This window comes from Paraclostridium benzoelyticum, assembly GCF_001006285.1.
Classification (GTDB): domain Bacteria; phylum Bacillota; class Clostridia; order Peptostreptococcales; family Peptostreptococcaceae; genus Paraclostridium; species Paraclostridium benzoelyticum.
Genome location: NZ_LBBT01000067.1, coordinates 1 through 8,414 on the forward strand (window position 1 = coordinate 1; position 8,414 = coordinate 8,414).

Genomic DNA, 8,414 nt, shown 5'->3' on the forward strand with positions numbered 1-8,414 from the left:
ATTTGTCTTAATTGTTAAAATTAAAACGAAAATAAAATTAAATTTTAATATTTGTTTTAATGATATCCACAAAATACTAAGGAGGGAATACAATGGAGATTACAAATTTAGAGGAAAGCGTTGTCGCCACGGAGGTTTCTGGTGGAAAAAAGAAGGTAAAAGCAGTAAGTTTAGAAACTTTTGTTTTTATAGGGATTTTATTAGCAGGGTTTGGATTTGTAGGAAGTAAAATGGGTGCAGGGTTGATGTTCAAAACTATTATGAACACAGCTCACGATTTGTTACTAAACACTGTATTTTTAATAATGGCACTAGCTGTGCTTGCAGGTGCATTGAGTGCACTACTTTCAGAGTTTGGAGTAATATCACTTTTAAATAAAGTTTTTGCAATATTTATGAAACCACTATATAACTTACCAGGAGCAAGTATAGCAGGAGCAGTAACAACTTATCTATCAGACAATCCAGCTATAATAGCATTTGCTAATGATAAGAGTTTTACCAAGTACTTTAAGCAGTATCAAGTTCCTGCTTTATGTAACTTAGGAACATCTTTTGGTATGGGTCTTATAGTTACGACTTTTATGATGACTCAGGGGTCTGAGTTTGTATCAGCTGCATTAGTAGGAAATATAGGTGCAATAATAGGAAGTATAATAAGTGTTAGAATAATGCTTACATTTACTAAAAAATATTATAACTACGATCCAAAGAGCGAAGTTAAAGCTGATGGAAAAGTAGAAGCTATGGAGTATAGAGAAATAAGAGAAGGAAGTTTATTCCAAAGAGTACTTGACTCTATGTTAGAAGGCGGTAAAAATGGTGTTGAGTTAGGGATGGCTATAATCCCAGGAGTATTAGTTGTATGTACTTTAGTTATGCTATTAACATTTGGACCAACAATAGATCCTAAAACAGGAGCTGAAGTTTATACAGGTGCTGCTTATGAAGGTATAGCGCTACTACCAGCATTAGGTGATAAGTTAATGTTTATATTAGGACCTTTATTTGGATTTACAGATCCTCAAGCGATGGCATTCCCAATAACTTCATTAGGAGCTGTTGGAGCTGCTATGAGTTTAGTTCCAAGATTTATAAGTGAAGGGGTTGTAACACCTAACGATATAGCAGTATTTACAGCTATGGGAATGTGCTGGAGTGGGTATTTAAGTACTCATGTAGGTATGATGGATGCATTAGATGCAAGAGAACTTACTAGTAAAGCAATAATTTCGCATACTATAGGTGGGTTATTAGCAGGTATGTCTGCTCACTTTATATATATGCTTTTATTTTAGATAAAGAACACAAAAGAGTATCTTTTTAAGATGCTCTTTTTTTATGTATGGAAATAAGATTGTAAAAATATACTAATTATATGTTTAAACTAATTAATAAAAGGTATAAAAATAATAGGAGTTAAATAATAAACAAACATATATTGGAGGAATATACATGGAATTGAAATCGCTTAAATTAAAGAATGATTTATACTGGGTAGGATCTTTAGATCCTGATTTAAGGGTATTTGACATAATAATGTATACACCATATGGAACAACTTATAATTCATATGTTTTAAAAACGGAAAAGAAAACGATTTTATTTGAAACTGTAAAAGTTAAACATTTTGATAGTTACTTAGCTAGACTTGAAGATTTAAATGTAGATTTAAGAAATATAGATTATATTGTAGTTAGTCACACAGAACCAGATCATGCAGGTAGCGTAGAGAAAATATTGAAACTTTCTCCGAAAGCTAAAATTATAGCATCTCAAAATGCTGTTAATTATTTAAAAGAAATTGTAAATAGTGAATTTGAATATATAGTTGTAAATGATAATGATGAAATTAAAATAGAAAATAAAACTTTAAAGTTTTATTCAGTTCCACTTCTTCATTGGCCAGACACTATATACACGTACATTAAAGAGGACAATGTATTGGTAACTTGTGACTCATTTGGAAGTCATTATAGCTGTGAAGGCGTGGTTAATACTAAAATAGATAATGAAGAACACTATATGGAAGCTCTAAGATATTATTACGATTGTATTATGGGGCCTTTTAAGCCATATATATTAAAAGCTATAGAAAAAATAAAAGACTTAAAGTTAGATATAATATGCCCAGGGCATGGACCTGTATTAGTTGATAATCCTAGGAAAATAGTTGATATATATGAAAAATGGAGTAGAGATGAGATAATAGTTACAAATAAAGATATAACTATATGTTATGTAAGTGCTTATGGATATACAGGTGAATTAGCTGAAAACATTAAAAAAGGAATTGAAGAGCATAGCGATTATAATGTTAAAATTTATGATGTTATAAATCATAATATAGATGAAATAATAAATTCTATAACTTACTCACAAGGAGTTTTATTTGGAACTCCAACAATAAATGGTGATGCATTGAAGCCTATTTGGGATATTCTTGTTAGTTTAAATCCTATTGTTCATGGAAATAAAGTTGCGTCATGTTTTGGTTCATTTGGATGGAGTGGTGAAGGAATACCAAATGTTATGGATAGGTTAAAACAACTAAGAATGAAAACTATAGATCCATTAGTTGTTAATTTTAAACCTAGTGAGGTAGATTTATATGAAGCTCAATTACTAGGAAAGAAATTTATTGAAAAAACTATAGATGCAAATACTAAAAAAGAAGGAACTAAAAAATGGAAATGTGTAATATGTAATGAAGTATTTGATGGAGAAGAAGCTCCAGATGTATGTCCGGTATGTGGGGCAAAACATGATCAATTTATAGAGGTTATAGAAGAAAATATAAATTATCAGAATAACACAGATGACAAGTTTGTAATTGTAGGTAATGGGGCAGCAGGTTTTTATGCAGCAGACTCTATTAGAAAAAGAAATAAAACAGCTAAAATAGCTCTTTTAAGTAATGAAGAAGAGTTAAGTTATTATAGACCAGCTCTTTCTGATTTTATAAATGAAGAAATTAAAAAAGAGGATTTTTATATTGAAGGTAAAGACTGGTACGAAAAAAATAATATAGAAGTTTTACTAGGAATCAATGTAGAAACAATAGATGAAGAAAATAAAAAAATTATTTTAGATAATAATTCAAGTATAAATTATGATAAGTTAATAATTGCAAATGGTAGTTCTAACTTTATACCACCGATAAATGGGAATAATTTAGATGGAGTGTATACTTTAAGAAATAAAAATGATTTAGATAAAATAAAGATGAATTTAGAAAAAGCAAAAAATATTTTAGTCATAGGTGGAGGGTTGTTAGGTCTTGAAGCTGCATATGAAATGAAGCTAGCGCAAAAAGAAGTTACAGTAGTAGAAGCTATGCCAAATTTATTAACTAAGCAACTAGATAAAGATGGAAGTGTCGTTCTAGAAAATATATTAAAAGAAAATGGATTAAACCTAATGTTAGGCAAATTCATTGATTTTCTAGAAGGCGATAAAAAAGTATCTAAAGCTGTATTTAAAGATGGAAGTTCTATTGATGTGGATATGGTGGTATTTTCTATAGGGGTTAGACCTAATATTCAAATTACTAACAACACTAATATAGAAGTTAACAGAGGTATAGTTGTAGATAAGCATATGAAAACTTCATCAAAAGAAATATATGCATGTGGAGATGTAGCTGAAATTGATTCTATGATATGGGCTATATGGCCGGCAGCTATAGACATGGGAAAAGTTGCAGGCGCAAATGCATGCGGAGATAAAATTGAATTTAAAGTAGAAAACTACCCAGTAGGGTTAGATGTATTTGAAACAAAAGTGTTTAGTATAGGAAATATAAATGATGTAGATAGTTTTATAACATTAAACAAAAAAGATGTTTATAAAAAACTATTCTTTAAAGATGATGTATTAGTAGGCGCTGTATGTATAAATGATTTAAGTAAAAATGTAAACATTATAAATCTAATAGAAGAAAAAGCTAATTTTAATAAAGTTTTAAGTGAAAACTTATTATAATTAATTAAAAAGATTCATTTCCGAACAATCTATAATACTTACTTATAAAGTATATAGATAAATACGGATGGATCTTTTTCTTTTTTATTACAAAAAAGTAAGAAATAATTAATACCATAAAAACTAAATGTATTGTATAATAGGTAGTGTCAAATTAAAGGGGATGGAGGTTTCCTATGAAAAATAAAAAGACATTAAATAAAAATATATTACAATATGGCTTTTTGGTATTTATATTAGGAATAACAAGTTACTTAGTTTATAGAACTTTAGACATAGATATGCTTCATGAAGTTGTAGATATGGTAGATAAGAAGTTTATATTTTTTGGGATGTGTGCAGTGATTACACACATGTTATTAGAGGGTGTAGTTTTAAAAATAGTAATAGATAGCATTCATAAAGTTCAGACAAGATTTATAGGTTTTAAATTAGCAACTATGGGATTTTATTATAATTTGATAACACCATTTGCATCAGGGAGTCAACCTATGCAAATATATGTATTAAACAAATGCAAGATGCCAGCTAGCAAAGCAACTGCAGTTATAATGAATAAATCTATAATATATCAAGTTGTAGTTACAGTATATTGTTCTGTACTAGTCCTTTTAAATACAGCGATACTAAAGGAATTAAGGGGTGTAATGCCTTTAATATTAATAGGTATTTCAATGAATGCATTTACACTAATAGTTTCTATGATGGTTATATATAATCCTGAATTAATTAAGAAAGTATCTAAATATGTTATAAACTTTTTGGTTAAATTTAAAGTATTTAAATTTTTAGAAGGAAAAGTGGAGAAAGTAGAGCGTTTTGCAGATGAGTATAGTAAGTCTGTTAATTTATTTATAAGGAATAGAAAAGCGCTTGTGTCAACGCTTTTGATAACTGTAGTTCAGTTAAGTGTATACTTTAGTATATCATTTTGGATATATAAAGCATTTAATTTAAGTGGATATACATATATATATATGCTTACATTACAAGCATTCTTATATATGGCTATATCCCCTATTCCAACTCCAGGTAACGCAGGAGCAAGTGAACTAGCATTCTTTGCAATATTTAAAAGTGTGTTTCCACAACCTCTTATGGGGTATGCAATTTTCTTATATGGAGGATTTGTATACTATGCAGTACTAGTAGGCAGTGGAATATTTACAATGATAACTCATCATAATATGGACCGAAAAAGTAAGAAAATTAAAAGAAAAAATAAAGAATATGCAGCTTAATATTATTATAAAAGGTATACCGTAGAAACGGCATACCTTTTATTTTACATAAATTTCACAAAAATATTACTTTTTACAACTATCTTGACTTTTTGTGTCTAAATGTATACAATTTAAATTAAAGGGGAAAATGTTTTTATCATAAAATTTATTCATAAGGGGAGGAATTATTTTGACAAAAGCAAAGAAAAAAATAGGACTAGTACCAAAATTGATAATAGCAATAATACTTGGTATTATTATAGGTAATTATGCTTCAAAAGAAGTAGTTGAAATTTTAGTTACTATAAGTGGTTTATTTGCTGCATTTTTACAGTTTGTAATACCATTTATAATTTTAGGATTTGTTACAGCTGGTATAGCTGAATTAACTTCAGGGGCAGGGAAGCTATTGGGAATAACAACTGGTATAGCATATTGTTCTACAATAATAGCTGGATTGCTTGCATATACAGTTGCAATAACTATTTTCCCTAATTTTATAAACGCTGGTGTAGCTGAGAGTGTAGTAGACCCAAATTCAGGTATGCTTTCACCAATATTTACTATACCATTAAAACCAATGCTAGATGTAACAGCTGCAATAGTTTTCGCATTCATGATGGGTCTTGGAATTTCAGCTCTTAGAGGTCGTGGCAGAGGAGAAGGATTATTTAACATAGCAATGGATTTTCAAGAAATAATAAAATCTACTTTATCTAAAATAATAATACCTTTACTACCTCTTTATATAGCAGGAACTTTTGCTAATATAACTTTTGCGGGACAAGTATGGGACATACTAAAAATATTTGGTAAGGTATACTTAATTGTAATACCACTTCATATTATATATATATGTTTCCAATTTGCTCTTGCTGGAGCATACACTAAAAAGAATCCAATTCAATTACTAAAAAATCAAATACCAGGATATTTAACAGCAGTTGGAACTCAATCATCAGCAGCTACTATACCTGTAAATGTAGTGTGTGCAGAAAAAAATGGAGTATCTAAACAAATAAGAGAATTTGTTGTACCTCTTTGTGCAACTATTCACTTATCTGGAAGTATAATATCAGTAACTTCATTTACAGTTGCTGTTTTAATGATGAATCAAATGAATTATAGTTTAGCTATAGTATTACCATATTTATTGATGCTAGGAGTTGCTATGGTTGCAGCACCAGGGGCACCAGGTGGGGCTATAATGAGTGCGCTTCCATTTTTACCTATGGTAGGAATACCATCAGATGGTGGACTTGCAAGTTTAATGATAGCACTATATATAACTCAAGATAGTTTTGGTACTGCAGCTAATATATCAGGAGATAACGCAATAGCTGTAGTAATAGATGAAATAAACAATAAATCTGTTAAAAGAGAAAAAAAAAGAAAATAATATAAAGAAGTGAATACTTAATAAAAAAGAGTTATCTCTATTTAGAGGTAACTCTTTTTTATAATAAATATACTCTATTTAATCAAGTACATTATATATAATTGTATTTGCAATAGATAATAATATAGAAGCACCTATAGCACTAACAAATCCATATAAGTGTACTCCTGGGACTATACTAAAAGCTAATTTTAAAACAAGTGCATTTATTACTAATGAAAATAAACCTAATGTTAAAAATGTTATAGGTAGTGAGAAAAATTGAAGCAAAGGTTTAATTGTTAAGTTTAAAACACCAAAAATGACTGTTAGTATAAGTAAAGAGCTAAAAGATGTTATAGAAACACTGCTCATTAATAATGATACTATATATAAAGATATAGCATTAACTACTATAAATAAAGATACTTTTTTCATAGTAAAAACTCCTTTTCAATAAAATTTACTAATTTATTAAAGCTTAATATATAATAATATATTCCCATAAAAAAATAAATTACACATTTTATGTAAAATTTAGACCTAAAATTATATTACCATGGTTTAGCCCATGGAGCTTCATAATATTCTTCTTTCCATAATAAATCTGTAGAAACTCTAAATATATCACTAGATAAAGCTGATTTATAAAAAATGTTAATTACATTTATTTTATTACACAAATCATTGTTTATAATAATTTTAAAATCATCACATTCAAAGATTGTATCATTTTCTGTAGGCTCATCCAGAGCTACGCTAAAAACAGGACCATATCATCCACTTACTTCTTTTATGTATACTCTTAGATACTTAACATCTAAATTATAAGATTCAAAAATATTATTTAGTTCTTTTTTAGCTGGATTACTAATATTTATAATCATAAAAACACATCCTTTATATTTTAATATTTATTAATATACCCTAATTTAAATAAAAATAAATGACAATATTGTTAAGGAATAATTAAGGAATTATTGATATAATAAAAGCTAAGGGAATATTTGGAGATGATAAAATTGAATAACCTTGGAATTGTATGTAAAATTATTTTATGTATGTCTGCAAAATAGCATTTTTAAATCTAATAGTAGAAGGTAATAATTATACGGTAAATATTTTTCATACAGAATCATATTATAATAGAGCTATGTATTTAGCATTGATTTAAATGACAATAGACGGATTATATTCTCTTATAGAAAGTTTTATCAATTTAGCAAAAACAACTGAGGAAGGAATTATCTTTATAGATGGAACTTATATGAAATATAAAGAAATAAATGTTTAGAAGAATTATCCAAAAGGGTATATATATAATTAAATTTATTGTAATATAGTACAATAAACAGGTATAATATTAGATGTATTAATAATATAATGTAAATGGAGTAAATAAAAAGTAACATAAAGTTAAAATGTTATAAACTTAATTATAGATAGAAGGGAAATATGGATATGTTTTTTTTCGATTTTTTTAAAACCAACAAAAAGAAACTACAAGAACAAATAAGTGAACTAAAAAGTGAAAGAGAGTGTTTAGAAAAAGAATTTAATAAACATCATAATAAATATGAAGAATTGTGGAGGAAATATCATAGCAATGAAATGAACTACACTTCAGCTATGAAGGTAGATAATAAGTGTTATGAATTAAAAGCTAGAATAAAAGAACTTGATAAGAAGATAAAGGAACTAGAGGAAGAGTTATAAAAATTAAAGCTTATAAATTTTGTTTAACAACAAAGTTTATAAGCTTTTTTATTTAATAAAATAAAACTTGTATGCTTAAAGATCAACATAAGATAATTTTTTATAATAAATCT

The 8,414-nt window shown here is 27.7% G+C and carries 7 protein-coding genes; 5 read left to right on the top strand and 2 right to left on the bottom strand.

What is annotated here, in order from left to right:
* The first annotated feature begins 92 nt into the window (after window positions 1-92).
* The 4 genes from VN21_RS03250 (at window position 93) to VN21_RS03265 (ending at window position 6,606) form a co-directional block, all read left to right on the top strand.
* Window positions 93-1,298, top strand: a complete 1,206-nt coding sequence (locus VN21_RS03250) for a CD0519/CD1768 family membrane protein (RefSeq protein WP_046822029.1) — start codon at window positions 93-95, stop codon at window positions 1,296-1,298.
* A 157-nt stretch (window positions 1,299-1,455) separates the two neighbouring features.
* Window positions 1,456-3,984 carry an FAD-dependent oxidoreductase gene (locus tag VN21_RS03255; protein WP_084821924.1) on the top strand — a complete coding sequence of 843 codons (2,529 nt, stop codon included), beginning with the start codon at window positions 1,456-1,458 and terminating at the stop codon, window positions 3,982-3,984.
* A 176-nt stretch (window positions 3,985-4,160) separates the two neighbouring features.
* Window positions 4,161-5,225: a lysylphosphatidylglycerol synthase transmembrane domain-containing protein gene (locus VN21_RS03260; RefSeq protein ID WP_046822030.1), complete on the top strand. Its 1,065-nt coding sequence runs from the start codon at window positions 4,161-4,163 to the stop codon at window positions 5,223-5,225.
* Window positions 5,226-5,397: 172 nt separating this feature from the next.
* Window positions 5,398-6,606 carry a dicarboxylate/amino acid:cation symporter gene (locus tag VN21_RS03265; protein ID WP_046822031.1) on the top strand — a complete coding sequence of 403 codons (1,209 nt, stop codon included), beginning with the start codon at window positions 5,398-5,400 and terminating at the stop codon, window positions 6,604-6,606.
* Window positions 6,607-6,684: 78 nt separating this feature from the next.
* Here VN21_RS03265 and VN21_RS03270 read toward each other — a convergent pair whose 3' ends face one another.
* Both VN21_RS03270 and VN21_RS19195 read right to left on the bottom strand, forming a co-directional pair.
* Window positions 6,685-7,023 carry a phage holin family protein gene (locus VN21_RS03270; protein WP_046822032.1) on the bottom strand — a complete coding sequence of 113 codons (339 nt, stop codon included), beginning with the start codon at window positions 7,021-7,023 and terminating at the stop codon, window positions 6,685-6,687.
* A 116-nt stretch (window positions 7,024-7,139) separates the two neighbouring features.
* Window positions 7,140-7,268, bottom strand: a complete 129-nt coding sequence (locus VN21_RS19195; protein WP_021429136.1) for a hypothetical protein — start codon at window positions 7,266-7,268, stop codon at window positions 7,140-7,142.
* Window positions 7,269-8,040: 772 nt separating this feature from the next.
* Here VN21_RS19195 and VN21_RS03275 point away from each other — a divergent pair.
* Window positions 8,041-8,301: a hypothetical protein gene (locus VN21_RS03275; protein WP_046822033.1), complete on the top strand. Its 261-nt coding sequence runs from the start codon at window positions 8,041-8,043 to the stop codon at window positions 8,299-8,301.
* Window positions 8,302-8,414: the final 113 nt, after the last annotated feature.